The following is a 25,000-nucleotide window of genomic DNA, read 5'->3' on the forward strand; positions in this document are numbered from 1 at the left end:
GGCGGAACGTTACCGCCCCGGCCCCCCGCGAGGGGAACGGCCGGGCTCCGCCGGGAGTGCCCGGCTCCGCACCGGGCGCCCCGCGAGCGCCTCGCCGGGCACGGCGGTCCCGCGCGCCCGGCCGGGACGACCCCCGGCCCGCGCGTCACCGGTCCCGACGGGCGGGCCCTCGCCCCCACCCCCTTGCCCGGACCCGGCCCCTCAATCCCTCAGGCGGACAGTTCCTCGGCGAGGGCCCGCAGTGCGAGCCGGTAGGAGCCGATGCCGAAGCCCGCGACCGTGCCGGTGGCCACGGCGGCGACGACCGAGGTGTGGCGGAACTCCTCACGGGCGTACGGGTTGGAGATGTGGACCTCGATCAGCGGCGCGGTGCGCTGGGCGGCGGCGTCGCGCATCCCGTACGAGTAGTGGGTGAACGCCCCCGGGTTGAGGATGACCGGGATCGTGCCGTCCGCCGCCTCGTGGAGCCAGCGGATCATCTCGCCCTCGTCGTTCGTCTCGCGGACCTCGACGTCGAAGCCCAGCTCCGCGCCGAGGTTCCGGCAGGACTCGACCAGCCCCTTGTAGGAGGTGGCGCCGTAGATGTCCGGCTCACGGGAGCCGAGCCGGCCCAGGTTCGGGCCGTTCAGGACGAGGACGCGCCGGCGTCCCGGCTCGCTCACGCGGACACCTCGCCGTACGCCGCGACGAGGACGGCCGGGTCGGGGCCTTCGAGGACGGCCGGCTTGCCGAGCCCGTCGAGCACGATGAAGCGCAGCAGGTCGCCGCGGGATTTCTTGTCCACCTTCATGGTCTCCAGGAGCTTGGGCCACTGGTCGCCCCGGTAGGTGAGCGGCAGGCCCACGGACTCCAGGACGCTGCGGTGCCGGTCGGCGGTGGCGTCGTCGAGGCGGCCGGCGAGCCGGCCGAGCTCGGCGGCGAAGACCATGCCGACGGAGACGGCGGCGCCGTGGCGCCACTTGTACCGCTCGTTCTTCTCGATGGCGTGGGCGAGGGTGTGGCCGTAGTTGAGGATCTCGCGGCGGCCGGACTCCTTGAGGTCGCCGGAGACGACCTCCGCCTTGACCTTGACGGAGCGGACGATCAGCTCGGCGGTGTGCGGTCCGGCGGGGGTCCGGGCCGCCTGCGGGTCCTGCTCGATCAGGTCCAGGATCACCGGGTCGGCGATGAAACCGGCCTTGATGATCTCGGCGAGACCGCTGACGTAGTCGTGGACCGGCAGCGAGTCGAGGGCGGCCAGGTCGCACAGCACGCCGGCCGGCGGGTGGAAGGCGCCGACGAGGTTCTTGCCCTCGGCGGTGTTGATGCCGGTCTTGCCGCCGACGGCCGCGTCGACCATGGCGAGGACCGTGGTCGGTACGGCGACCCAGCGCACGCCCCGCAGCCAGGTCGCGGCGACGAAGCCGGCGAGGTCGGTGGTGGCGCCCCCGCCGACGCCCACGATGACGTCGGTGCGGGTGAAACCGGTCTGGCCGAGGGCCTTCCAGCAGTAGGCGGCGACCTCGGCGGTCTTCGCCTCCTCGGCGTTGGGCACCTGGATGGCGACGGCCTCGTAGCCCTGGTCGGCGAGGTCCTGGCGGAGCGCTTCGCCGGTCTCGGCCAGGGCCTCCGGGTGGATCACGGCGACCCGCTTGGCCCTGTCCCCGATGAGGGTGGGGAGCTCGCCGAGCAGCTGCCGGCCGACCAGCACCTCGTACGGGTCGGTGCCCGCGCTGCCCCCGACGTGGATGCGGGTGACGTCCTGCTCCGTGGTCATGCGTCCTTCTTCAGTTCCAGTGCCGAGAGGACCGCGTCCGCGACCTCCTCGGGGGTCCGCTCGTCGGTGGCGACGACGACCCGGGCGACTTCGGTGTACAGGTGACGGCGGGCCTCCATCAGCTCGCGCCACTGGCGGCGCGGGTTGACGGCGAGCAGCGGCCGGGCGGTGTTCAGCCCCACCCGGCGTACGGCCTCCTCGACGTCCATGGAGAGGTACGCGACGGGCAGCCCGGCCAGCAGGGCGCGGGTCCCGGCGTCGAGGACCGCGCCGCCGCCGAGGGCGAGGACGCCCTGGTGCTCGGCGAGCGCCGCGGCGACGGCGGCCCGCTCAAGGGCGCGGAAGTGTTCCTCGCCGTCCTCGACGAAGATGTCGGAGATCTCCCGGCCCTCGGCGGCGACGATGTCGGCGTCGGTGTCCCGGTAGGGCGCGCCGAGCCGTTCGGCGAGGAGCGCGCCCACCGTGGACTTGCCGGAGCCCATCGGCCCGACGAGGACGACCAGCGGCCCGCCGGTCACCGGATGTGCAGGTGGTCGAGGTACGACCGGACGTTGCGGCGGGTCTCGGGGACCGAGTCGCCGCCGAACTTCTCCAGCACGGCGTCGGCGAGGACCAGGGCGACCATGGCCTCGGCGACGATGCCCGCGGCCGGGACGGCGCAGACGTCGGAGCGCTGGTGGTGGGCGGCCGCGGCCTCGCCGGTGGCGACGTCGACGGTGGCGAGGGCGCGGGGGACGGTCGCGATGGGCTTCATCGCGGCGCGCACGCGCAGCAGCTCGCCGGTGGTCAGGCCGCCCTCGGTGCCGCCGGAGCGGCCGGAGGTGCGCCGGATGCCCTCGTCGGTCTTCACGATCTCGTCGTGGGCCTTCGAGCCGGGCACGCGGGCGAGGTCGAAGCCGTCGCCGACCTCGACGCCCTTGATGGCCTGGATGCCCATGAGCGCGGCGGCGAGCCGGGCGTCGAGGCGGCGGTCCCAGTGGACGTGCGAGCCGAGGCCGACGGGCACGCCGTAGGCCAGGACCTCGACGACGCCGCCGAGGGTGTCGCCGTCCTTGTGGGCCTGGTCGATCTCCGCGACCATCGCCTTGCTCGCGTCGGCGTCGAGGCAGCGGACCGGGTCGGCGTCGAGCTTCTCGACGTCGGCGGGGGTCGGGTACACGCCGTACGGGGCCTTGGCGGCGGCCAGCTCCACGACGTGGCTGACGATCTCGATGCCCGCGGCCTCCTTGAGGAAGGAGCGGGCGACGGCGCCGAGGGCGACGCGGGCGGCGGTCTCCCGGGCACTGGCGCGCTCCAGGATCGGCCGGGCCTCGTCGAAGCCGTACTTCTGCATGCCGGCGAGGTCGGCGTGGCCGGGGCGGGGACGGGTGAGCGGCGCGTTGCGGCCGGTCTCCTTGAGTTCCGAGGGGTCGACCGGGTCGGCCGACATGACCTTCTCCCACTTGGGCCACTCGGTGTTGCCGACCATGACGGCGATCGGGGAGCCGAGGGAGAGGCCGTGCCGTACACCGCCGAGGAAGGTGATCTCGTCCTGCTCGAACTTCATCCGGGCGCCGCGCCCGTACCCGAGGCGCCGCCGCGCGAGGTGGTCGGCCACCAGCTCAGTGGTGACCGGGACACCGGCGGGAAGACCCTCAAGGGTCGCGACCAGCGCGGGTCCGTGGGACTCCCCAGCGGTCAGCCAACGCAACCTGCTCAACGATGCTCCTCATGCTCGCGCCTGGGCACTGCGACGGCGCGGCCGGGTGCGCGGCCCGGGCCCGCCACCCCAGATCCTCCCACGTCCGGGGCGTCCCCCTTGTCCCCGGTCCAGCTGTCGGACGCGCGTCTCGCCCTACGGGGCGCCGGAGGTGCCGTCGTCGGGACGTCCGGCGTCCTCGGTACGGGCCCTGCGGGACCGCACGGCCCCGTAGCCGAGGGCGCCGCAGCCCAGGACGACGACGGTCCAGCGCGCCCAGGCCGGGACGTCGCTGAAGAATCCCACGTACAGAAAACGCGCCAGATCGAGGCCGACGTCCCATTTCGACGCCAGCGTCAGGTCCCCGCCCATGTCCCCCGTGTCTCTCGTGTCTCTCTGCGTTCGCCGTTTCCCCGTGAGTCGTCCCGGTCCCCGCCCGGGACGACTCAGCGGGCGGCCAGTGCCCGCTCCCCCGCCGCGCGCATCGCCGCGAGCGGCGCGCGCGGGACGCCCGTCATCTGTTCGACCTGGAGGACCGCCTGGTGGACCAGGAGGTCGAGGCCGCCGACCACCTTGCCGCCGCGCTCGGACCAGGCGGCGGCCAGTGGTGTCGGCCACGGGTCGTACAGGACGTCGAAGAGGGTGCCGACCCGGCCGGGGACGTCGGCGGCGAGGGCGTTCGTGGTGCCGGCCGGGGTGGTCGCGACGACCAGCGGCGCGGCGAAGGCCTCGGCCGCCCGGTCCCAGCCGGCGGTACGGACCTCCACGCCGAGCCGCTCGCCCCAGCCGCGCATCTCCTCGGCGCGGGCCTCGCTCCGTACGTAGGCCGTGACCGGGCCCGCGCAGACGCGGGCCAGCGCGGCGAGGGCGGAGGAGGCGGTGGCGCCGGCGCCGAGGACGGCCGCCGACTCCACCTTCTCGACGCCCCGCTCGCGCAGGGCGGCGATCATGCCGGGGATGTCGGTGTTGTCACCGACCCGGCGCCCGTCCGCGCGGAACACCACCGTGTTGACCGCCTCCACGGAGGCCGCCGTGTCGCTGATCCCGTCGAGGAGCGGGATGATCGCCCGCTTCAGCGGCATGGTCAGCGACAGGCCGGCCCAGGTGTCGTCGAGCTCGGTGACGAAGCCGGGCAGCGCCGCCTCGTCGACCTCGAAGCGGTCGTAGGACCAGTCGTCCAGGCCGAGCGTCTCGTACGCGGCCCGGTGGAGGACCGGGGAGAGCGAGTGGGCGATCGGCGAACCGAGGACGGCCGCGCGGCGGCGCGTCTCACTGGTTCGTGCTGGCATTGAACTTGTCCTTCAGGATCAGGAACTCGGCGTGCGTCTTGGCGAACTCGGTCTTGTTCATGCCGTCCGTGGCCACGAAGTAGATCCAGCCGTCCTTCGTGGGGTCGAGCATGGCGGCGAGTGCCTCGTTGCCCGGGTTGCCGATGGGGCCGGGCGGCAGGCCCTTGTGCTTGTAGGTGTTGTACGGGTCGGTGTTGGTGTTGGCTTCCTTCTCCGAGATCTTGATCTCGGACTGGCCCTTGAGGTAGTTCAGCGTGGAGTCGAACTGGAGGAGCTGGTAGGTCTCCCGGTTGTCGGGCTGGAGACGGTTGTAGACGACCTCGGCCATCTTGCGGAAGTCGTCGTGCGTCTTGCCCTCAGCCTGCACGAGGCTCGCGACGGTCACCAGGTCCCACGGACTCTTCATGCCGAGCTCCCGGGACTTCGTCTCCAGGTCGAGCTTGGCGTACTCCTGGTTGGCGCGGCTCACCATCTTGCGGAGCGCGTCCTCGGGCTTGCTGCTCTTGGCGACCGGGTAGCTGGCCGGGAAGAGGAAGCCTTCCAGGGGGTCCTTGACGTTCTGGTGCCCCTTGGCCCAGTCGGGCAGGCCCAGCGAGTCCGCCTTGGTGAGGGCGATCTCCCGGGTGGTGCCGGGTTCGAGTTTGAGGCGCTGGTCCAGCCGCTCGTACACCCAGGCATTGCGCTTGCCCTCGGGGATGATCAGGTTGGCCTGGCTGGCCGGGCTGAGCAGCAGCTTGACCGCGCTGTCGGCGGACATCTCCTTCTTCAGGGTGTAGACGCCATCCTGGATGGAGCGGCCGTTCGGGTCCCTCTGCTGCGCCGCCACGAAGGCGTCGACGCTCTTGACCACACCGGCCTTCTTCAGGATGTTGCCGATGTCGTAGCCGAGAGCGCCCTTGGGGATCTCGACCTGCACCTCGCCGGTGCCGGCGCCCGCGTAGTCGGGGGCCTCGCCGAACTGGCCCTGCCAGAACTGGTAGCCGAAGTAGCCGATGCCGCCGACGCCGCCGACGAGGACCGCCGCGACGACCAGGCAGGCGAAGCCGTTCTTGCCCTTGCGCTTCTTGGCCTTGTTGCGGCGCTCGCGGTCGTCGCCGCGCGAGCCGCGGCCGCCACGGCCCGCGGATTCGGTCGCGCGGGCCTCGTCGGGGTCGTCGTCCTCGCCGGTGAAGAAGGGGTGACGTTCCTCCTCCGGCTCGGGGTGAGGATCCTCCTCCGCCTCCCAGTCGCGGTCCCGCGACGGCGGTTCCTGCCGCCGGCCGGGGGGCTGCGGGGGCGGGTAGGCGTCGGGAGTTCCGTAGAGGTCGGGGTCCTGGCCGCCGTACGGATCGGCCGGGGGCGCGGTGTACGGCATGGCCGCCTGACCGGTCTCCCAGGTGGCGTCGTACTGGTGTCCGGGGTTCCCGGGCGTGTCGTAACCGCCGCCCGGGTACCCCGGCTGCTCGTACTGCCGCTGGTCGCCGTAGCCCTGCTGCGCGTACTGCTCGTGCTGCGCCTGCTGGTTCTGGTGCTGCTGTTGTTCCTGATGCTGCTGGTGCGCGTGGGACTGCTGCTGGTCCACCGGCTGGTGCTGTTGCTGTTGCTGCTGGTACGGGTCGGGCGCGTAGCCCTGCCCACCGTCCGGCTGCGCGTACGGGTCCTGGTACCCCTGCTGCGGGTAACCCTGCTCCCCGTGGCCGTACTGCGTCGCCTGCTGCGGGTGCGGGTGGTACTGCTGCTGGCCCTCCCACCCCTGGTCCCCGTACAAGGGGTCCGTGGGGTGCCACGGTTCGGAGCCGGGGCTCCGGCCATACTCAGTCATCGATCCCCAAAACAGCCGCGAGGCTTCCGGACGATCCGCCTCTCCGTAGTACGGCAGATGTTCGAACACCGCCGCATCGCGCGGAACGTTACCGTATCGCGATCAGATGACCACTTCGACGCCCTCACCGGGCGGATTACCTGATACCCGTTCGGACTCAAGAGCGTTCTGCAGGATGATCACAGCGGCGGCCTGGTCGATGACCGACCGCCCCTTCTTCGCCTTCACCCCGGAGGCGCGCAGCCCGTGGGTCGCGCTCACCGTCGTCATCCGCTCGTCCACCAGCCGGACCGGGACCGGGGCGATGCCCTTGGCCATCTCGCGGGCGAAGGCACGGACCTTGGTCGCGGCCGGGCCCTCCCGCCCGCTGAGCGAGCGGGGCAGGCCCACGACGACCTCGATCGGTTCGTACTCCTCGACGATCTGGCGGAGCCGCCGGTGGGCGGCCGGGACGTCACGTCCCGGCACGGTCTCCACCGGCGTGGCCAGGACCCCGTCGGGGTCGCACGAGGCGACCCCGATCCGGGCGTCCCCGACGTCGACGGCGAGTCGTCGTCCTCGTCGCATCAGGCCGTTTCCACCACGAGGCGCTCGACGGCGGCGATGGCCTCGCCGACGGCCTCCGGGTTCTGGCCGCCGCCCTGGGCGACGTCCGGCTTGCCGCCGCCACCGCCGCCGAGGGTCTTGGCGGCCGTGCGGACCAGCTCGCCGGCCTTGAGACCGCGCTCGCGGGCGGCCTCGTTGGTGGCGATGACCGTGAGCGGCTTGCCGTTCGCCGTGGTGAAGAGGGCCACGACGGCCGGACGGTCGGAGGAGATGCGGCCGCGGACGTCCAGGACCAGCTTGCGCAGGTCGTCGGCGCCGGTGCCGTCCGGCACCTGGCCGGTGACCAGGGCGACGCCCCGGATGTCCTTGGCGGACTCGACCAGGCCGGCGGCGGCCTGGAGGACCTTCTCCGCGCGGAACTTCTCGATCTCCTTCTCGGCGTCCTTCAGCTTGCCGAGCATGGTGGAGATCTTCTCCGGCAGCTCCTCCGGGCGGCCCTTGACCAGCTCCTGGAGCTGGGCGACGACCGTGTGCTCCCTGGCGAGGAAGTTGTACGCGTCGACGCCGACGAGGGCCTCGATGCGGCGCACGCCGGAGCCGATGGAGGACTCGCCGAGGAGCTTCACCAGACCCAGCTGGGCGGTGTTGTGGACGTGCGTGCCGCCGCACAGCTCCTTGGAGAAGTCCCCGATGGTGACGACGCGGACCTTCTCGCCGTACTTCTCGCCGAACTCGGCGATGGCGCCCTGGCGCTTGGCCTCGTCGATCGGCATGACCTCGGCGTGCACGTCCAGCTCGCGGGCGAGCACCTCGTTGATCTTCTGCTCGACGTCCATGAGGACCGTGCCCGGAACGGCGTTCGGCGAGCCGAAGTCGAAGCGGAAGCGGCCGGGCTGGTTCTCGGAGCCGGCCTGGGCGGCCGTCGGGCCGAGGGCGTCGCGCAGGGCCTGGTGGGTGAGGTGGGTGGCCGAGTGGGCGCGGGCGATGGCCCTGCGGCGGCGCACGTCGATGGCGGCGTAGGCGGTGGCGCCGACGGTCACCTCGCCGACCTGGACCGACCCCTTGTGGACCGAGACGCCCGGAACCGGCTGCTGCACGTCGCGGACCTCGATGACGGCGCCGGAGTGCAGCTTGATGCGGCCCTGGTCGGCGATCTGGCCGCCGCCCTCGGCGTAGAACGGGGTGCGGTCGAGGACGACCTCGACCTCGTCGCCCTCGGAGGCGGCCGGGGACGGGACGCCGTTGACCAGCAGGCCGACGACGGTGGTCTCGCCCTCGGTGTTGGTGTAGCCGGTGAACTCGGTGGCGCCGGCCGTGTCGGCGATCTCGCGGTACGAGGTCAGGTCGGCGTGGCCGGTCTTCTTGGCCTGGGCGTCGGCCTTGGCGCGCTCCCGCTGCTCCTTCATCAGGCGGCGGAAGCCGTCCTCGTCCACGGACAGGCCCTGCTCGGCGGCCATCTCCAGGGTGAGGTCGATCGGGAAGCCCCAGGTGTCGTGGAGCAGGAACGCCTTGTCGCCGGAGAGGACGGTGCCGCCGGCGGCCTTGGTCTCGGTGACGGCGGTGTCGAGGATGTTGGTGCCGCCCTTGAGGGCCTTGAGGAAGGCGGCCTCCTCGGCGAGGGCGACGGTCTCGATGCGCTTGCGGTCGGTGACCAGCTCCGGGTACTGCTCGCCCATCGTGGTGATCACGGTGTCGACGAGCTCCTGCACCACCGGGCCGGTGGCGCCGAGCAGGCGCATGTTGCGGATGGCGCGGCGCATGATGCGGCGCAGCACGTAGCCGCGGCCCTCGTTGCCGGGGGTGACGCCGTCGCCGATGAGCATGACGGAGGTGCGCATGTGGTCGGCGACCACGCGCAGCGAGACGTCACTGTCGTGGGCCTTGCCGTAGGCGACGCCGGTGAGCTCGGTGGCCTTGTCGATGACGACCTTGAGCGTGTCCGTCTCGTACATGTTCTGGACGCCCTGGAGGATCATCGCCAGGCGCTCCAGGCCGAGGCCGGTGTCGATGTTCTTCGACGGCAGCTCGCCGAGGATCGGGAAGTCGTCCTTGCCGGAGCCCTCGCCGCGCTCGTACTGCATGAAGACGAGGTTCCAGATCTCCACGTACCGCTCGTCGTTGACGGCGGGGCCGCCCTCGGCGCCGAACTCCGGGCCGCGGTCGTAGTTGATCTCGGAACAGGGGCCGCAGGGGCCGGGGACGCCCATCGACCAGTAGTTGTCCTTCTTGCCGAGGCGCTGGATGCGCTCGGCCGGGACGCCGATGACGTCGCGCCAGATCTGCTCGGCCTCGTCGTCCTCCTGGTAGACGGTGATCCAGAGCTTCTCCGGCTCCAGGCCGTAGCCGCCGTGCTCGACCGGGGTGGTCAGCAGCTCCCAGGCGAGCTTGATGGCGCCTTCCTTGAAGTAGTCGCCGAAGGAGAAGTTTCCGCACATCTGGAAGAAGGTGCCGTGCCGGGTGGTCTTCCCGACCTCCTCGATGTCCGGCGTGCGCACGCACTTCTGCACGCTGGAGGCGCGCGAGAAGGGCGGCTTGACCTCGCCCAGGAAGTAGGGCTTGAAGGGCACCATGCCGGCGGGGACGAGCAGCAGAGTCGGGTCGTCCGCGATGAGCGACGCCGAAGGGACGACGGTGTGCCCGCGCTCCTCGAAGAAGCTCAGCCAGCGGCGGCGGATTTCAGCCGACTCCATCAGTGGTCCTCATTCCGGTTGTTCGAATGCGTGGGCAATACGGGATGCGTGTACGTGGTGTGCGGGGGCCGGGTCGCGCCCAGGGCGGCCCGGCGGCGCCCCTCCGGCAGCTCCCCATCCTCGGGCGGCGGCGCGCCCAGGCCGAGCGCCTCGCCCAGCTCCGCCTCGCGCTGGACCATGCCGGCCCGTACGTCGAGGGCGAACTCCTTGAGCCGGTGGCCGGTCTCGATCGCCTTGTCCGCGGCCTGGGCGGCGAGGCTCTCGGGCGTCAGCTGCCGGAGCTTGCGGTTGACCTTGGTGGTGGCCCAGACGCCGGCGGCTGCGCCGGCCGTGAACCAGAACGTGCGGCGGAACATCGCGGCTCAGCCCTTCTGCTTCCTGCGGCGTGCCAGGGGCACGGTACGGCCGACGATCACGGTGCGTCGCGTGGTGGCCCGCGGTGCTTCCTCGCGGCCGCCGCGCTCCCGGCCGAGGGCCTTGCGCACGCCGTAGCCGAAGGCGGCCACCTTGACGAGCGGGCCGCCGAAGGTGGAGGCGACGGTGGAGGAGAGCGCGGAGGCGTTGGAGGTGACCTCCTGGACGTCCGAGGCGATGGCGTCGACCCGGTCGAGCTGGGTCTGCGCGGACCGCACGGTCGCCGAGGCGTCGGCGAGCAGGGGAACCGCCTGCTCCGTCACGTCCGCCACGAGCTTGGTGGTCGCCCTGAGCGTCTGCGCCAGCCTCACCAGTACCACGGCGAGGAAGGAGACGAGGATCGCCCAGAACACGGCCACCAGGATCCCGGCAACCTCTCCACCGGTCACGCCGCACCGCTCTCTGCTGTCGTTGGCCTTGCGAAAAGTCGTTCTCCGACCCTATCGCGCCCGGGCTGTTGTGCCGTACCGCATTACCGCCCGCGGGCCCGGTCACGGGGGGGGCGGTTGTACGGAGCGCGCGTGGGTGAGTACGCTCCGTGTCCCATGCGACGGAGCAATCTCCCGGCGGAGCTGAACCGGTTCGTCGGACGGGCCGCCGAGCGGAGCGCACTGGAGGCGCTCCTGGAGGAATCGCGGCTGGTCACGGTGGTGGGCGTGGGCGGGGTCGGCAAGTCCCGGCTCGCGCTGCGGGTCGCCGCGGCCACGCAGAAACGCTACGGCGACGGCGTACGGCTCGCGGAACTGGCCCCGCTGCGGGACCCGGAGCTCGTGGCGCACGCCCTCGTGGAGGCCCTCGGCCTGACCGACCACACGCCCCGGGCCCCGCGCGAGGTGCTGGCCGAGCACCTGGCGGGGTCCCGGCTGCTGCTGGTCGTGGACGGCTTCGAGCACCTGGTGGAGAGCTGCGCCCCGCTGCTTCGGGAGCTCCTCGGGCACGCGCCGGGGCTCACGGTCCTGGCGACCGGCCGGCGGGCGCTGCGGGTGGCGGGCGAGGCGGTGTTCACCCTGGCGCCGATGGACGAGGCGGACGCGGTCGCGCTGCTCGCCGAGCGGGCGGCGGAGGCGGGCGCGCCGGCTCCCGGCCCGGCGGTCCGTACCGGCCCGCCCGCCGTGCCGGGGCCGCGGCCGGATCCGGCGGGGTCCGGGGCGGCGGACCGGTGGGCCGTGGATCCCGGGGTACGGGAGCTGTGCCGTCGCCTGGACGGGATCCCGCTCGCCCTGGAGCTGGCGGCGAGCCGGCTCCCCCTGCTCTCGGTCGACCAGATGCTGCACCGCCTCGACGACCGGTTCCGGCTGCTCACGGACGGCGGGCGGGGTGTCCTGCCCCGCCATCAGACGCTGCGCACCGCCATCGGCTGGAGCCACGAACTGTGCACACCCGAGGAGCGGCTGCTGTGGGCGCGGCTCTCGGTGTTCGCCGGGCCGTTCGACCTGGAGGCGGTGGAGTACGTGTGCGGCGGCCCGGAGCTGCCGCAGGACCGGATCCTCGATCTGCTCGGCGGCCTGCTGGCCCAGTCGCTGGTGGCGCGGGAGGACACCCCGGCCGGGCCGGGCTACCGGATGCTGGACACGGTCGCCGCGTACGGGGCCGAGTGGCTGGCGGCGCTCGGCGACACCGAGCGGATGCGGCGGCGGCACCGTGACTGGTACATGGGCCTCGCCACCTGGTGCGAGCTGGAGTGGTTCAGCCCGCGCCAGGCGGAGGTGGCCGCCCGGACGGACGCGGCACTGCCCAACCTGCGGGCCGCGCTCGACCTGTGCCTGGAGCAGCCGGAGGACGCGCACCTGGCCCAGCACCTGGCGGGGACGCTCTGGTTCGCGTGGGTGGGCTGCGGGCGGCTCTCGGAGGGCCGTCACTGGCTGGAGCGGGCGCTGGCCCTGGAATCCGGGTACGAGGACGCCCGGCTCAAGGCGCTGTGGGTGCTGGGCTACGTGTCCGTCCTCCAGGGCGACGGCACGGCGGCCGTGGCGGCGCTCCACTCCTGCCGCGAGCGCGCGCGGGACGCGGGAAACCTGCTGGCGGAGGCGTACGCGACGCACCGGATGGGCTGCCTGGCACTGCTCTCGGACGACATGCCCCGGGCCGAGGAGCTGATCGGGCGGGCCCTGGAGACATACCGGGAACTGGGCGAACTCAACAGCAACGTGCTGATGGGCCGGGTGGAACTCGCGATGGCGCGGGCGTTCCAGGGCGATCTGGAGGGCGCGGCGGCGATCTGCCGGGAGGTGCGGGAGGTCTGCGAGGAGCGCGGCGAGCGCTGGACCCGGGCCTACGCGCTGTACGTGCTGGCCTTCTCGGCGTGGACCCGTGGGGAGCTCGCGGAGGCGCGGGAGCTGCTGCGCGAGTGCGTGACGATCAACCATGCCTTCCACGACCTGGTGGGGCTGGTCCTGGGGATCGAACTGCTGGCGCTGGTCACGGTCGGCGAGGGCGATCCGGCCGAGGCGGCCGTGCTGCAGGGTTCGGCGGTGCCGGTGTGGGACACGGTGGGGATCAGGCTGTTCGGCTCGGCGTCCTTCGACGGGCCGCGGGAGCTGTGCGCGCGCCGGGCGGCCGAGGAGCTGGGCGCCGAGCGGTACGAGGCGGCGCTGCGGGAGGGCAGGGCGCTGTCGCTCGACGCGGCGGTGGAGCGGGCTCTCGCCTTCCGCGGCGGCCCGGCCGCGGACGGGACGGGGGCTCCGCGGCCGTTCCGCACGACGCGCCCCTCGGGGGTCCCGGGAACGCGGAAGCCCGCCGGCTCCCCCACCGGAAAGGGCGGGGAAGCGGCGGGCTGAACACCGCGAGGGTGGTACGACTCCCCCGGCTACCGCCGGGAGGTGCCCCGGATCAGCGGGCGTAGTACTCGACGACCAGCTGCTCGTCGCAGATGACCGGGATCTCCTTGCGGTTCGGGTCGCGGTCCAGGCGGAAGGCCAGGGCCTTCAGGTTGACCTGGAGGTAGCGCGGGGTCTCGCCGTCAGCGGCGAAGCCACCCTCACGGGCCACCTGGAACAGCGGCTTCTCGCGGGAGCGCTCGCGCACCATCACGACGTCGTCCGGACGGACGCGGAAGGACGGCTTGTCGACCTTCTGGCCGTTGACCTGGATGTGGCCGTGAACGACCATCTGGCGGGCCTGGTAGATGGTGCGGGCGATGCCCGAACGCAGGACCAGGGCGTCGAGACGACGCTCGAGCTCGACGACCAGCGCCTCACCCGTCTTGCCCTCGGCCTTCTTGGCACGGTCGTAGGCGCGCGCCATCTGGCGCTCGCTGATGTCGTACTGGGCGCGCAGACGCTGCTTCTCGAGCAGACGGACCTTGTAGTCCGAGTTCTGCTTGCGGCCACGGCCGTGCTCGCCCGGCGGGTAGGGGCGGGCCTCGAAGTACTTGACGGCCTTCGGGGTCAGCGCGATGCCGAGGGCACGCGACTTCTTGACCTTGGGACGGGACTGGTTCGGCATGAACCAACCTCTCTATCTGTATGAATACGGCTTCACCAGGGTTAGAGGAGGTCGCATCCGCAGCCGGGGAAACCCGCCGGTCCCGTGAGGGGCCTGCCGGGCAGCCGCTCCCTGGTCTGGGCACATACGTGCAGCACGCGAACGACCCACCGCCTGGTCCGGAAATCCGGGAGGTGGTGGGTGGCACGCGACACCTTCGAAGGTGCGCGACGCTCCTGGAGAACAGGTCCGGGGACCGGGACTCCCGCTGTTGGTCCCGCTCTGGTGGTGCCGACCGGGGCCGGGCACGGAACACAGCAATCCAGAGAAGTGTACCGGCTCCGGCGGGGGCCGGTGCACCGGGGCGGCCCCGGCGGCCCCCTCGCTACGGAACCCGTCAGCCGCCCTCGCCCCTGAGGCGCTCGCGGACCTTCTCCACCACGTCCGCGTAGCGGGCCTCGGCCCCGTAGCGGGTGGGCTCGTAGTAACGCTTGCCGTGGATCGCGTCGGGGGCGTACTGCTGGGCGGCGATCGCGCCGGGCACGTCGTGCGGGTACACGTAGCCCTGGGCGTGGCCGAGCTTGGCGGCGCCCTTGTAGTGGCCGTCGCGCAGGTGCGGCGGTACCGGACCGGCGAGGCCCTTCTGCACGTCGGCGCGGGCGGCGAAGATCGCGTTGGTCACCGCGTTGGACTTGGGGGCGAGGGCCAGGGCGACGGTGGCGTGGCCGAGGGTGAGCGCCGCCTCCGGGAAGCCGATCATCGCGACGGCCTGGGCGGCGGCCACGGCGAGCGGGAGCGCGGTCGGGTCGGCGAGCCCGATGTCCTCGCTCGCCGAGATCATCAGCCGCCGGGCGATGAAGCGCGGGTCCTCCCCCGCCTCGATCATGCGGGCCAGGTAGTGCAGGGCGGCGTCGACGTCGGAACCCCGGATCGACTTGATGAGCGCGCTCGCCACGTCGTAGTGCTGGTCGCCGTCGCGGTCGTACGTGACGGCGGCCCGGTCGACGGTCTCCTCCACGGTCCCGAGGGTGATCTCGGGCTCCCCCTTGTCGAGGGCGGCACCCGCCGCGGCCTCCAGGGCGGTCAGGGCGCGCCGGGCGTCCCCGCCGGCGACCCGCAGCAGGTGGGCCTCGGCATCCTCCGCCAGGGTCACCGCGCCGCCCAGGCCCCGCTCGTCGCGCAGTGCCCGGGCGAGCAGACCGCGCAGGTCCTCGTCGGTGAGCGGCTCCAGGGTGAGCAGCAGGGAGCGGGAGAGGAGCGGGGAGATCACCGAGAAGTACGGGTTCTCGGTGGTGGCGGCGATGAGGGTGACCCAGCGGTTCTCCACGGCCGGCAGGAGGGAGTCCTGCTGGGCCTTGGAGAAGCGGTGGATCTCGTCCAGGAAGAGGACGGTCTCCTTGCCGTAGCCGCCGACCGCCCGGCGGGCCCCGTCGATGACGGCCCGGACCTCCTTGACGCCCGCGGTGATCGCGGACAGCTCCACGAAGCGCTTGTCGGTGGCCTTGGACACCACGTACGCCAGGGTGGTCTTGCCGATGCCCGGCGGGCCCCACAGGATCACCGAGGAGGCCCCGGCGGGTCCGCCGCTCTCGCCGACGAGGCGGCGCAGCGGTGAACCGGGCTTGAGCAGGTGGCGCTGGCCCACCACCTCGTCGAGGGTGCGGGGGCGCATCCGGACGGCCAGCGGGCTGCCGGCGGGGTCCTTCTCCTGGCGTTCTTCGGCGGCTGCGGTAAAGAGGTCGGGCTCCACGCTCATGAAGCCTAGGTCACCGCACCGACAACGCCGTCCACACCGTCGGCACCGCCGGCGCCGCTCGGGCCGGCGACCGCACGTCCGGGGCGGTCAGCTCGTCCAGAAGTCCCACCAGCGGGTCAGGACCAGCATGCCGATGATGCCGATGTGCAGGACCGGGAGGATCCAGGTGAACTCGTCGAGGAAGCCGCGCAGGGCGGCGGGGGCGGGCAGGACGCCGTTGCGTACGTTGTGCGAGGTCACGTACCAGAACATGACGATGGTGGCGATCCAGGCGAGGCAGCACCAGAGGCAGAGCGAGTTGATCTCGTACAGGGACTGCTGCATCAGCCAGGTGCAGAAGCCGACGCCGAACAGGGTGCCGGCGTTGAGCCCGAGCCAGTACCAGCGGCGGAAGCGGGCGCCCGCGAGGAGGGCCGCGCCGATGGCGACGACCATGCCGTAGGTGACGAGCCCGAGCATGGGGTTCGGGAAGCCGAAGACCGAGGCCTGCTCGCTCTTCATGATGTTGCCGCAGGAGACGATCGGGTTGAGGCTGCACCCCGGGACGAAGTTCGGGTCCTCAAGGAGCTTGAACTTGTCGAGGGTGATCACCCAGGCGGCGAGGACGCCGGCCGCACCGGTGATCACCAACAGCCAGGCGAGGGGCCTGCTCGCCCCGATGGTGCCGGACGTCCGGATCGCGCCGTCGCCGTCCCGGCCGGACGGGACGCCGCCGTCCACCGTTGCCTTCGTCATGTCGCCTTTTCCCTCGCTCGGCCGGCCTTGTGGGCACGGCCATTCTGCAACAGGCCGGACGCCCTCGGCCGTTCGCGGGACATAAGGAACGGGCCCGGACCACCGCGTGGTGGTCCGGGCCCGGCCGGGCGGGAGCGGCGATCAGGCCAGCTTGGCGCGGACCGCGTCCACGAGCGCGTCCACGGCGACGGCCTCCTGCTCACCGGACTCCATGTCCTTGAGCTGGACGACGCCCTCGGCGAGATCGCGCTCGCCGGCGACGACGGCGAAGCGCGCGCCGGAGCGGTTGGCGTCCTTCATGGCGCCCTTGAGTCCCTTGCCCCCGAAGGAGAAGTCGGCGGCGATCCCGGCCCGGCGCAGCTCGGTGATCTTGCCGAAGAGGAGACGGCGCGCCTCCTCGCCGAGGGCCACGGCGAAGACGGAGGTGGCGGCGGGGATGTCGAGCTCGACGCCCTCCGCCTCCAGGGCGAGGACCGTGCGGTCGACGCCGAGGGCCCAGCCCACGGACGGCAGCGCGGGGCCGCCGATCATCTCCGAGAGGCCGTCGTAGCGGCCGCCGCCGCCGACCGCCGACTGGGAGCCGAGGCCGTCGTGGACGAACTCGAAGGTGGTCCGGGTGTAGTAGTCGAGGCCGCGGACGAGCTTGGCGTCGTCCTCGAAGACCACGCCGGCGGCGGTGATCAGGGCGCGGACCTCCTCGTGGTACGCCTTGCAGGCGTCGCACAGGTAGTCGCGCAGGAGCGGGGCGCCGGTGAGCTGCTTCTGCACGGCCTCGCGCTTGTCGTCGAGGACGCGCAGCGGGTTGATCTCGGCGCGGCGCAGGGTCTCCTCGTCGAGGTCGAGGCCGCGCAGAAAGGTCTGCAGCGCCTCGCGGTAGACCGGGCGGCACTCCTTGTCGCCGAGCGAGTTCAGCAGGATGCGGAAGTTCCGCAGGCCGAGCGAGCGGTAGGCCTCGTCGGCGAGGATGATCAGCTCGGCGTCGAGGGCCGGGTCCTCGGCTCCGATCGCCTCGGCGCCGACCTGCGAGAAGTGGCGGTAGCGGCCCTTCTGCGGACGCTCGTAGCGGTAGTACGAGCCGGAGTACCAGAGCTTGACCGGGAGGTTGCCCTGCTTGTGCAGGTTCGCCTCCAGGGCGGCGCGCAGCACGGAGGCGGTGCCCTCGGGGCGCAGGGCGAGGCGGTCGCCGCCCTTGGTCTCGAAGGCGTACATCTCCTTGGTCACGATGTCGGTGGACTCGCCGACGCCACGGGCGAAGAGGTTCACGTCCTCGAAGCCGGGGGTCTCGACGTAGCCGTAGCCGGCCTTCCGCACGGGGGCGGCGATGGCCTCGCGCACCGCCAGGTACGTCGCGGAGACGGGCGGGATGAGGTCGTACGTGCCCTTGGGGGCCTTGAAGGTGCTCACGTGAATCGTCACATTCCTCGTCGGGGAGCGTCGGGGCTCCCGAGGCCGGCCGCCACCTGCCGCAGATAGGGGTTGGTGGCGCGCTCCTGGCCGATGGTCGTCTGGGGACCGTGTCCCGACAGGACCACGGTCGAGTTGTCGAGCGGGAGGCACACGCGGGCCAGCGACTCGAGCATCTCGTCCATGTCACCGCCGGGCAGGTCGGTGCGTCCGACGGAGCCGGCGAACAGCAGATCCCCGGAGAAGAACACGGACGGCACGTCCGCGCTCTCGGGCATCCGGAAGGTCACCGACCCCTTGGTATGACCGGGCGCGTGGGCGACGGAGAACTCCAGGCCGGCGAGGTTCAGCTCGGCACCGTCGGAGAGCTCCCGCACGTCGTCGGGCTCCCCCACGGTCAGCTCTCCCATGAGGGGCATCCCGATGGAGCGGCCGAGGGCCTTCTCCGGGTCGCTCATCATGTACCGGTCGGACGGGTGGATCCACGCGGGGACGTCATGGGCGCCGCACACCGGGACGACGGACGCGACGTGGTCGATGTGTCCGTGGGTGAGGACGACGGCGACGGGCTTGAGCCGATGCTTCCTGAGCGTCTCCTCGACACCCTGGGCGGCCTGGTGGCCGGGGTCGATGATGACGCACTCCTCGCCCGCGGCGGGGGCGACCAGGTAGCAGTTGGTCCCCCAGGCCCCGGCGGGGAAGCCGGCAATCAGCACGTTCGTCCTTAGAAGTCGTCCGGCGCAGCGGCGCGGAAGGGGTGGAAACCTCGGAATACGGCGGGTCAGAGCCTACCGGCGGTGCCGGTTCCACAGCCAACCCGTATACGGTACGGGCACACCCGGCCAGGACGGGAACAGACGAGCGGACAAGGAGCGGGACCGGTGGTCAGCAGCGATCAGCGTCGGCGGCAGCTCGCCAGGGAGAAGTACGTGCGGCAGCAGCAGCGGCGGGAGGAGGCGCGGCGCAGGGCCAGGCGCCGCAACACCGTCGTGGCGGGCGTCGTGGCCGTGGTCCTCGCGGCGGGTGCCGCGGTGTACGCCTCGGTGCGCCTGACGGATGGTGACGCCAAGCCCTCGGGTGAGAACACGAGCGCGGCGCCGGAGCTGACCATCGACCGGAACGCCTCGTACACGATGGCGCTGGACACCGACCGGGGCCGCGTGACGGTCACCATGGACGCGGCGAAGACCCCGCAGACGGTGAACTCCTTCCACCACCTCGCGGGGAAGAAGTACTTCGACGGGACGAAGTGTCACCGGCTGACGACGGACGGCATTTTCGTGCTCCAGTGCGGCGACCCCAAGGGCGACGGCACCGGAGACCCCGGTTACACGCTCCCGGACGAGAACCTGGCCTCGCTGGGCAAGGCCGGCGCGAACGGCAAGGTCGTCTACCGGGCCGGGACGGTGGCCATGGCCAACACGGGCCAGCCCGGCACGGGCGGCTCGCAGTTCTTCCTCGTCTACAAGGACTCCCCGCTGCCCCCCGGCTACACCCCCTTCGGCACGATCGACGCGGCCGGTCTGAAGGTCGTCCGGGACGTGGCCGCCGGCGGTGTCGAGGGCGGCGGCGCGGACGGCGCTCCGAAGAAGGCCGTCACCATCGAGAAGGCGACCGTCACCAAGAAGTAGCGGGCGGTGTCCGGCGGGCGCGGGGCCCGGAGCCGTACGCCCTGGGGGCGGCCGAATTCGGTCGCGCTGAGTGCGGACAGCCGGGCCGCCGTTCGCCTAGATTGGCGTTGTGCAGCGCGGGCCGTCGCCGGCGGCGCTGCGGAAGGCGGGCGAGGCCCGCCGGGAAACTGTGGACGATGCCGGGGGGTACGACCCCGCGACGGCATCATGGTGAGGAGGCGCTGTGAGCAGCGACCCGTGGGGCCGCGTCGACGAGACGGGCACCGTGTACGTGCGGACGGCCGAGGGCGAGAAGGTCGTCGGATCGTGGCAGGCGGGCAGCCCTGAGGAGGCCCTGGCCTACTTCGAGCGCAAGTACGAGGGCTTGGTGGTCGAGATCGGCCTCCTCGAGAAGCGCGTGAGGACCACCGACCTCTCCGCGAAGGACGCCACCGCGGCGATCGAGCACATCCGCCAGCAGGTCGACGAGCACCACGCCGTCGGTGACCTGGCCGCGCTCGGCGCCCGGCTGGACAAGCTCGCCGAGACGGTGGAGTCGCGCCGCGAGGAGCGCAAGGCGCAGAAGGCGAAGCAGGCCGACGAGGCCCGCGCGGCCAAGGAGGCGCTGGTCGCGGAGGCCGAGGAGCTGGCCAAGAGCGAGCAGTGGCGGTCCGCGGGCGAGCGGCTGCGGGCCCTCGTGGACACCTGGAAGGGCCTGCCCCGGCTCGACCGGAAGTCCGACGACGAGCTGTGGCACCGGTTCTCGCACGCCCGCTCGGCGTTCTCCAAGCGCCGCAAGGCCCACTTCGCCGCGCTGGACTCGCAGCGCGAGGAGGCCCGCAAGGTCAAGGAGCGGCTGGCCGCGGAGGCCGAGTCGCTGTCGAGCTCCACCGACTGGGGGGCCACGGCGGCCCGCTACCGCGAGCTGATGGCGGAGTGGAAGGCGGCCGGCCGGGCCCAGCGCGAGCACGAGGACGAGCTGTGGAACCGCTTCCGCGGCGCCCAGGACGTCTTCTTCGCGGCGCGCGGTGAGGTCTTCGCCGAGCGGGACGCGGAGCAGACCGAGAACCTCAAGCTGAAGGAGGAGCTCGCCACCGAGGCCGAGAAGCTGGTGCCGGTGACGGACCTGAAGGCGGCCCGTGCGGCCTTCCGTTCCCTCAACGAGCGCTGGGAGGCCATCGGCCACGTGCCGCGCGACGCCCGGCCGAAGGTCGAGGGCCGGATGCACGCGGTGGAGCGGGCGATCCAGGAGGCCGAGGAGGCCGAGTGGCGCCGGACGAACCCGGAGGCACGCGCGCGCGCCGAGGGTCTGACCGGTCAGCTGCAGGACGCCGTCGAGAAGCTGCGCAAGCAGATCGACGCGGCCCGTGCGGCGGGCAACGACGCCAAGGCCGACAAGCTCTCCAAGGAGCTGGAGGGCCGACAGGCCCTGCTGGACCAGGCGCTCAAGGGCCTGCAGGAGTTCGGCGGCTGACGGCTGCCGATCCGTCGTCCCGTACGGGGAAGGCCCCCGGCGCACCCGCGCCGGGGGCCTTCCCCATGGGCACGGTCACGGGCGCCGCGCGCTGGTCACGCGGTAGACGTCGTACACGCCCTCGACGCCCCGGACGGCCTTCAGGACGTGGCCGAGGTGCTTGGGGTCGCCCATCTCGAAGGTGAAGCGGGAGGTGGCCACCCGGTCGCGGGAGGTCTGGACGGCCGCCGAGAGGATGTTGACGTGCTGGTCCGAGAGGACCCGGGTGACGTCCGACAGGAGCCGGGAGCGGTCGAGGGCCTCGACCTGGATGGCGACCAGGAAGACCGAGGACTGGGTGGGCGCCCATTCGACGTCCAGGATCCGCTCGGGCTCGCGCGAGAGCGACTCGACGTTGACGCAGTCGCTGCGGTGGACGCTGACGCCGCTGCCGCGGGTGACGAAGCCGATGATCGGGTCGCCGGGGACCGGGGTGCAGCAGCGGGCGAGTTTCACCCACACGTCCTCGACGCCCTTGACGACCACGCCGGGGTCGGCGCTGGAGCGGCGCTTGGAGCGGCCGCGGCTCGGCGGGGCGGTCTCGGCGATGTCCTCGGTGGCGGCCTCCTCACCGCCGAGCGCCTGGACCAGCTTCTGCACGATGGACTGGGCGGTGACGTGGCCCTCGCCGATCGCCGCGTACAGCGAGGAGATGTCGCTGTAGCGCATCTCGTGGGCGAGGGTGACGAGGGAGTCGCCGGTGAGGATCCGCTGGATCGGCAGGTTCTGCTTGCGCATGGCACGCGCGATGGCGTCCTTGCCCTGCTCGATGGCCTCGTCGCGGCGCTCCTTGGAGAACCAGGCGCGGATCTTGTTGCGGGCGCGGGGCGACTTGACGAAGCCCAGCCAGTCGCGGGACGGGCCCGCGCCGGCCGCCTTGGAGGTGAAGACCTCCACCAGGTCGCCGTTGTCGAGGGTCGATTCGAGGGGGACGAGCCGCCCGTTGACCCGCGCGCCTATGGTGCGGTGGCCGACCTCGGTGTGGACGGCGTAGGCGAAGTCGACGGGGGTGGCGCCGGCGGGCAGCGCTATGACGTCGCCCTTGGGGGTGAAGACGAAGACCTCGTTGCGGGACAGGTCGAAGCGGAGCGACTCCAGGAACTCGGAGGGGTCCTCCGTCTCCTTCTGCCAGTCGAGCAGCTGGCGCAGCCACGCCATGTCGTTGACGTGGTCGTCCTTGCCGGCCTTGCGGGGGGCGTCGGTGCGCACCTTGGAGGCGCCGGCGACGGCCTCCTGCTTGTACTTCCAGTGGGCGGCGATGCCGTACTCGGCGCGCCGGTGCATGTCGAAGGTGCGGATCTGGAGTTCGACCGGTTTGCCGTTGGGTCCGATGACCGTCGTGTGCAGCGACTGGTACATGTTGAACTTCGGCATCGCGATGTAGTCCTTGAACCGGCCGGGGACCGGGTTCCATCGCGCGTGGACGGTGCCGAGGGCCGCGTAGCAGTCGCGGACGGTGTCCACGAGGACGCGGATGCCGACCAGGTCGTAGATCTCCGCGAAGTCCCGGCCGCGGACGATCATCTTCTGGTAGACGCTGTAGTAGTGCTTGGGGCGGCCGGTGACCGTGGCCTTGATGCGGGCGGCCCGGAGGTCGGCCTGCACCTCGTCGGTCACTATCGCGAGGTACTCGTCGCGCTTGGGGGCGCGCTCGGCGACGAGCCGGACGATCTCGTCGTACATCTTGGGGTAGAGGATCGCGAAGGCGAGGTCCTCCAGCTCCCACTTGATGGTGTTCATGCCCAGCCGGTGGGCCAGCGGGGCGTAGATCTCCAGGGTCTCGCGGGCCTTCTTCTCCTGCTTCTCCCGCTTGAGGTAGCGCATGGTGCGCATGTTGTGCAGGCGGTCGGCGAGCTTGATGACCAGGACGCGCGGGTCCTTGGCCATGGCGACGACCATCTTGCGGACGGTCTCGGCCTGCGCGGCCTCGCCGAACTTGACCTTGTCGAGCTTGGTGACGCCGTCGACGAGGAGGGCGACCTGGTCGCCGAAGTCGCGGCGGAGGGTGTCGAGGCCGTACTCGGTGTCCTCGACGGTGTCGTGGAGGAGTCCGGCCATGAGGGTCGCCGGGTCCATGCCGAGCTCGGCGAGGATGGTGGTGACGGCGAGCGGGTGGGTGATGTACGGGTCGCCGCTCTTGCGCTTCTGACCGCGGTGCCAGCGCTCGGCGACCTGGTAGGCCCGCTCGATCTGGCGGAGCGTCGCGGTCTCGATCTTCGGGTCGTTGGAGCGGACGATCCGCAGCAGCGGTTCGAGGACCGGGTTGTACGGGGAGGAACGCTGGACGCCGAGGCGGGCGAGGCGGGCGCGGACCCGGTTCGAGGAGCCGCCGGAGCGGCCGGCCGGGGCCGGGGCGGACCGCGCGGGCGGGGTCGGCGCCGGGGCGGGCGCAGCAGGCGCCGGCCTGTTCTCCGCGGGCCGTTCCTGGGGCGCGCCGGTCCCCGGCGCGGCCTGGTCGGCCTTCGGGTCGGGCTGCGCGGCGGAGAGTGGCTGGGCCTCGTCTGGCAAGAGCGCTCCTCTGGGGGGTTCTCCCCGGAACGGGTCTGGGGGAGGTTCCGGGTCCCCCGGTCAGGCCCGGAAAGGCCATGGTATCGAGCCGGGCCCCGGTGTGCCCACGCGCCCGGGTTTCGGACGGCTCTCCGGCGGGCAGGGCCCGGCCGGTCCTCGGGCGCCTCCGATTCCGGGCACACCCGCAGGGTCCGTCCGTCGGGGAGAACGGACAGGGGCGCCCCGGGGATTCCCCGGGGCGCCCCTGTCGGGGTGTGCCCGACGTCAGACCGTGATCAGCGCGGTGAGCGGAGCCCCGTTCAGGGCCGGCTCCAGTCGCGCGCGGCCCGGCAGGAAGCCCAGCTCCATGAGGACCGCGACGCCCGCGACCTCGGCGCCGGCGCGGCGGATGAGGTCGAGGGAGGCCTCGGCGGTGCCGCCGGTGGCCAGGACGTCGTCGATGACCATGACGCGGTCGCCCTCGGCCAGGTCCTCGGCGTGCACCTCGATCTCGGCGGTGCCGTACTCCAGCTCGTACGCCTGCCGGAGCGTCGCCCCGGGGAGCTTGCCGGCCTTGCGGACCGGGATGAAGCCCAGGCCCGCGCGGACGGCGACGGGCGCCGCGAGGATGAAGCCGCGGGCCTCCAGGCCGACGACCTTCGTCGCGCCCTGCGCGGCACAGAGGCCGGCGAGGGTCTCGGTGAGCGCGCCGAACGCCTCCGGGTCCGCGAGCAGCGGGGTGATGTCCTTGAACAGCACCCCCGGCTTCGGGTAGTCGGGGACGTCCCTGATGCGGCTGAGCAGCAGGGCGGTGACGTCCTGGGTGCCGGCCGTCATCCGCGGTGCTCCTGGGTACCGCGGTGCGCGGCGCGCTGGCCGCCCACCACGGCCGTCTCGGCGTCGGTCCCGTCGAAGCCGTCGTCCTTCGCGGCGGCGGAGGCCCGCTTGACCTTGATGCGCTTCCTGAGGGCCTTGATCGCCGGCTCGCGCTCCTTGAGGTCGGCGACGAGCGGGGTGGCGATGAAGATCGACGAGTAGGCGCCGGCGGCCAGACCCACGAACAGCGACAGCGAGATGTCGTTGAGCATGCCCGCGCCGAGGACGCCGCCACCGATGAAGAGGAGGCCGGCGACCGGCAGCAGCGCCACCACGGTGGTGTTGATCGAGCGGACCAGGGTGCCGTTGATGGAGCGGTTGGCGAGCTCGCTGTAGGTGAAGCGGGTCTGCTTCGTGATGTCCTTCGTCTGTTCCTTGAGGGAGTCGAAGACGACGACGGTGTCGTACAGCGAGTAGCCGAGGATCGTCAGCAGACCGATGACCGTACCGACGGTGACCTCGAAGCCGACCAGCGAGTAGATACCGACCGTGATGGTGAGGTCGTGGATCAGGGCGATGAGCGCCGCGACCGCCATTCTCCATTCGAAGGCGATGGCCAGGTAGATCACCACGAGGATCATGAAGACCCCGAGGCCCGTCCAGGCCTTGTTGGCGATCTGCTCACCCCAGCTCGGGCCGACGAGTTCGGCCGCGATCTTCTCCTCGGGGACGCTCAGGTCCTTGGCGAGCTCCGAGCGGACCTGGTCGGACTGCTCGGTGTCCAGGCCGCCGACCTGGATGCGCAGGGAGCCGTTGCCGAGCTGCTGGACGATCGCGTCGTGGCCGGAGGCCTCCTCCGCGTACTCCTGGGCCTGGCTGACGGAGACGGCCGTCTTCGGGGTGGTGAAGACGGCACCGCCCTGGAACTCGATGCCCATGTTGAGGCCACGGACGGCCAGGGCGACGATGGCGGTGATGGTGATCAGGATGGACAGGCCATACCAGATCTTGCGGTTGCCGATGAAGTCGTAGCCGACCTCACCACGGTGGAGTCGGGCGCCGAGATCTCCGAGCTTCGACAT

At 72.0% G+C, this 25,000-nt stretch carries 22 protein-coding genes; 3 read left to right on the forward strand and 19 right to left on the reverse strand.

The window, feature by feature from the left end:
- Window positions 1-209: 209 nt before the first annotated feature.
- The 11 genes from aroQ to ABTY40_RS21745 all read right to left on the reverse strand — a co-directional run bounded on the left by aroQ (window position 210) and on the right by ABTY40_RS21745 (window position 10,563).
- The gene (gene aroQ / locus ABTY40_RS21695) at window positions 210-662 is read right to left on the reverse strand and encodes a type II 3-dehydroquinate dehydratase (RefSeq protein ID WP_345282184.1); all 453 of its coding nucleotides are present in this window, start codon (window positions 660-662) and stop codon (window positions 210-212) included.
- Entirely contained in the window at window positions 659-1,756 is a 1,098-nt protein-coding gene (aroB, locus tag ABTY40_RS21700; RefSeq protein WP_352061044.1) for a 3-dehydroquinate synthase, read from the reverse strand. Before aroB ends, aroQ begins: the two co-directional genes overlap by 4 nt.
- Window positions 1,753-2,274: a shikimate kinase gene (locus tag ABTY40_RS21705; protein WP_352061045.1), complete on the reverse strand. Its 522-nt coding sequence runs from the start codon at window positions 2,272-2,274 to the stop codon at window positions 1,753-1,755. The genes aroB and ABTY40_RS21705 overlap by 4 nt, the downstream gene beginning before the upstream one ends.
- Window positions 2,271-3,455, reverse strand: coding sequence for a chorismate synthase (aroC, locus tag ABTY40_RS21710; protein WP_345282190.1), 1,185 nt, complete (start codon window positions 3,453-3,455; stop codon window positions 2,271-2,273). The genes ABTY40_RS21705 and aroC overlap by 4 nt, the downstream gene beginning before the upstream one ends.
- Window positions 3,456-3,590: 135 nt before the next feature.
- Window positions 3,591-3,806, reverse strand: coding sequence for a hypothetical protein (locus ABTY40_RS21715; RefSeq protein WP_352061046.1), 216 nt, complete (start codon window positions 3,804-3,806; stop codon window positions 3,591-3,593).
- 74 nt (window positions 3,807-3,880) lie between these two features.
- Window positions 3,881-4,723, reverse strand: coding sequence for a shikimate dehydrogenase (locus ABTY40_RS21720; protein WP_352061047.1), 843 nt, complete (start codon window positions 4,721-4,723; stop codon window positions 3,881-3,883).
- On the reverse strand, window positions 4,704-6,524 hold the full coding sequence (gene mltG / locus ABTY40_RS21725) for an endolytic transglycosylase MltG (protein ID WP_352061048.1): 1,821 nt from the start codon (window positions 6,522-6,524) through the stop codon (window positions 4,704-4,706). The genes ABTY40_RS21720 and mltG overlap by 20 nt, the downstream gene beginning before the upstream one ends.
- A 102-nt stretch (window positions 6,525-6,626) precedes the next feature.
- Window positions 6,627-7,091: a Holliday junction resolvase RuvX gene (gene ruvX / locus ABTY40_RS21730; protein ID WP_345282198.1), complete on the reverse strand. Its 465-nt coding sequence runs from the start codon at window positions 7,089-7,091 to the stop codon at window positions 6,627-6,629.
- Window positions 7,091-9,760: an alanine--tRNA ligase gene (gene alaS, locus ABTY40_RS21735; RefSeq protein ID WP_352061049.1), complete on the reverse strand. Its 2,670-nt coding sequence runs from the start codon at window positions 9,758-9,760 to the stop codon at window positions 7,091-7,093. Before alaS ends, ruvX begins: the two co-directional genes overlap by 1 nt.
- Window positions 9,760-10,116: a DUF6167 family protein gene (locus ABTY40_RS21740; protein ID WP_352061050.1), complete on the reverse strand. Its 357-nt coding sequence runs from the start codon at window positions 10,114-10,116 to the stop codon at window positions 9,760-9,762. The genes alaS and ABTY40_RS21740 overlap by 1 nt, the downstream gene beginning before the upstream one ends.
- A gap of 6 nt (window positions 10,117-10,122) precedes the next feature.
- Window positions 10,123-10,563, reverse strand: coding sequence for a DUF948 domain-containing protein (locus tag ABTY40_RS21745; protein ID WP_309051134.1), 441 nt, complete (start codon window positions 10,561-10,563; stop codon window positions 10,123-10,125).
- A 156-nt stretch (window positions 10,564-10,719) separates the two neighbouring features.
- Between ABTY40_RS21745 and ABTY40_RS21750 the strand changes: the two genes are divergently transcribed.
- Window positions 10,720-12,951, forward strand: a complete 2,232-nt coding sequence (locus tag ABTY40_RS21750) for an ATP-binding protein (RefSeq protein WP_352061051.1) — start codon at window positions 10,720-10,722, stop codon at window positions 12,949-12,951.
- Between the two features lie 52 nt (window positions 12,952-13,003).
- Here the strand turns inward: ABTY40_RS21750 and rpsD are convergent, their stop codons facing one another.
- The 5 genes from rpsD to ABTY40_RS21775 all read right to left on the reverse strand — a co-directional run bounded on the left by rpsD (window position 13,004) and on the right by ABTY40_RS21775 (window position 18,208).
- Window positions 13,004-13,618 (reverse strand): 30S ribosomal protein S4, encoded by a 615-nt coding sequence (gene rpsD / locus ABTY40_RS21755; RefSeq protein ID WP_137990520.1) that lies wholly within the window; start codon window positions 13,616-13,618, stop codon window positions 13,004-13,006.
- A gap of 376 nt (window positions 13,619-13,994) precedes the next feature.
- On the reverse strand, window positions 13,995-15,347 hold the full coding sequence (locus ABTY40_RS21760) for a replication-associated recombination protein A (protein ID WP_309051142.1): 1,353 nt from the start codon (window positions 15,345-15,347) through the stop codon (window positions 13,995-13,997).
- 93 nt (window positions 15,348-15,440) lie between these two features.
- A complete protein-coding gene (locus tag ABTY40_RS21765) occupies window positions 15,441-16,088 on the reverse strand; it encodes a vitamin K epoxide reductase family protein (protein WP_352061052.1) in 648 nt (215 codons plus the stop codon).
- 141 nt (window positions 16,089-16,229) lie between these two features.
- The gene (hisS, locus tag ABTY40_RS21770; RefSeq protein WP_309051137.1) at window positions 16,230-17,492 is read right to left on the reverse strand and encodes a histidine--tRNA ligase; all 1,263 of its coding nucleotides are present in this window, start codon (window positions 17,490-17,492) and stop codon (window positions 16,230-16,232) included.
- Window positions 17,493-17,500: 8 nt separating this feature from the next.
- Window positions 17,501-18,208, reverse strand: coding sequence for an MBL fold metallo-hydrolase (locus ABTY40_RS21775; protein ID WP_352061053.1), 708 nt, complete (start codon window positions 18,206-18,208; stop codon window positions 17,501-17,503).
- A gap of 165 nt (window positions 18,209-18,373) precedes the next feature.
- On the opposite strand from ABTY40_RS21775, the gene ABTY40_RS21780 reads away from it, so the two are divergent.
- Both ABTY40_RS21780 and ABTY40_RS21785 read left to right on the forward strand, forming a co-directional pair.
- Window positions 18,374-19,123 (forward strand): peptidylprolyl isomerase, encoded by a 750-nt coding sequence (locus tag ABTY40_RS21780; RefSeq protein ID WP_352061054.1) that lies wholly within the window; start codon window positions 18,374-18,376, stop codon window positions 19,121-19,123.
- 223 nt (window positions 19,124-19,346) lie between these two features.
- Window positions 19,347-20,576, forward strand: coding sequence for a DUF349 domain-containing protein (locus tag ABTY40_RS21785; protein WP_352061055.1), 1,230 nt, complete (start codon window positions 19,347-19,349; stop codon window positions 20,574-20,576).
- A 75-nt stretch (window positions 20,577-20,651) separates the two neighbouring features.
- Here ABTY40_RS21785 and ABTY40_RS21790 read toward each other — a convergent pair whose 3' ends face one another.
- The 3 genes from ABTY40_RS21790 to secF form a co-directional block, all read right to left on the reverse strand.
- Window positions 20,652-23,123 carry a RelA/SpoT family protein gene (locus tag ABTY40_RS21790; RefSeq protein ID WP_345282218.1) on the reverse strand — a complete coding sequence of 824 codons (2,472 nt, stop codon included), beginning with the start codon at window positions 23,121-23,123 and terminating at the stop codon, window positions 20,652-20,654.
- A 264-nt stretch (window positions 23,124-23,387) separates the two neighbouring features.
- On the reverse strand, window positions 23,388-23,939 hold the full coding sequence (locus tag ABTY40_RS21795) for an adenine phosphoribosyltransferase (protein ID WP_309052651.1): 552 nt from the start codon (window positions 23,937-23,939) through the stop codon (window positions 23,388-23,390).
- On the reverse strand, window positions 23,936-25,000 hold the full coding sequence (gene secF / locus ABTY40_RS21800) for a protein translocase subunit SecF (protein WP_352061056.1): 1,065 nt from the start codon (window positions 24,998-25,000) through the stop codon (window positions 23,936-23,938). Before secF ends, ABTY40_RS21795 begins: the two co-directional genes overlap by 4 nt.

It is taken from the genome of Streptomyces sp. NPDC126503 (genome assembly GCF_040302405.1).
Lineage (GTDB): Bacteria > Actinomycetota > Actinomycetes > Streptomycetales > Streptomycetaceae > Streptomyces > Streptomyces gulbargensis.

Bases quoted from the DNA above. Each gene is read 5' to 3' on its own strand.
- alaS (WP_352061049.1), bottom strand. From the start codon at position 9,760: ATGGAGTCGGCTGAAATCCGCCGCCGCTGGCTGAGCTTCTTCGAGGAG.
- ABTY40_RS21750 (WP_352061051.1), top strand. From the start codon at position 10,720: ATGCGACGGAGCAATCTCCCGGCGGAGCTGAACCGGTTCGTCGGACGG.
- ABTY40_RS21715 (WP_352061046.1), bottom strand. From the start codon at position 3,806: ATGGGCGGGGACCTGACGCTGGCGTCGAAATGGGACGTCGGCCTCGAT.
- ABTY40_RS21720 (WP_352061047.1), bottom strand. From the start codon at position 4,723: ATGCCAGCACGAACCAGTGAGACGCGCCGCCGCGCGGCCGTCCTCGGT.
- ABTY40_RS21795 (WP_309052651.1), bottom strand. From the start codon at position 23,939: ATGACGGCCGGCACCCAGGACGTCACCGCCCTGCTGCTCAGCCGCATC.
- ABTY40_RS21765 (WP_352061052.1), bottom strand. From the start codon at position 16,088: ATGACGAAGGCAACGGTGGACGGCGGCGTCCCGTCCGGCCGGGACGGC.
- ABTY40_RS21740 (WP_352061050.1), bottom strand. From the start codon at position 10,116: ATGTTCCGCCGCACGTTCTGGTTCACGGCCGGCGCAGCCGCCGGCGTC.
- ruvX (WP_345282198.1), bottom strand. From the start codon at position 7,091: ATGCGACGAGGACGACGACTCGCCGTCGACGTCGGGGACGCCCGGATC.
- mltG (WP_352061048.1), bottom strand. From the start codon at position 6,524: ATGACTGAGTATGGCCGGAGCCCCGGCTCCGAACCGTGGCACCCCACG.
- aroB (WP_352061044.1), bottom strand. From the start codon at position 1,756: ATGACCACGGAGCAGGACGTCACCCGCATCCACGTCGGGGGCAGCGCG.
- rpsD (WP_137990520.1), bottom strand. From the start codon at position 13,618: ATGCCGAACCAGTCCCGTCCCAAGGTCAAGAAGTCGCGTGCCCTCGGC.
- secF (WP_352061056.1), bottom strand. From the start codon at position 25,000: ATGTCGAAGCTCGGAGATCTCGGCGCCCGACTCCACCGTGGTGAGGTC.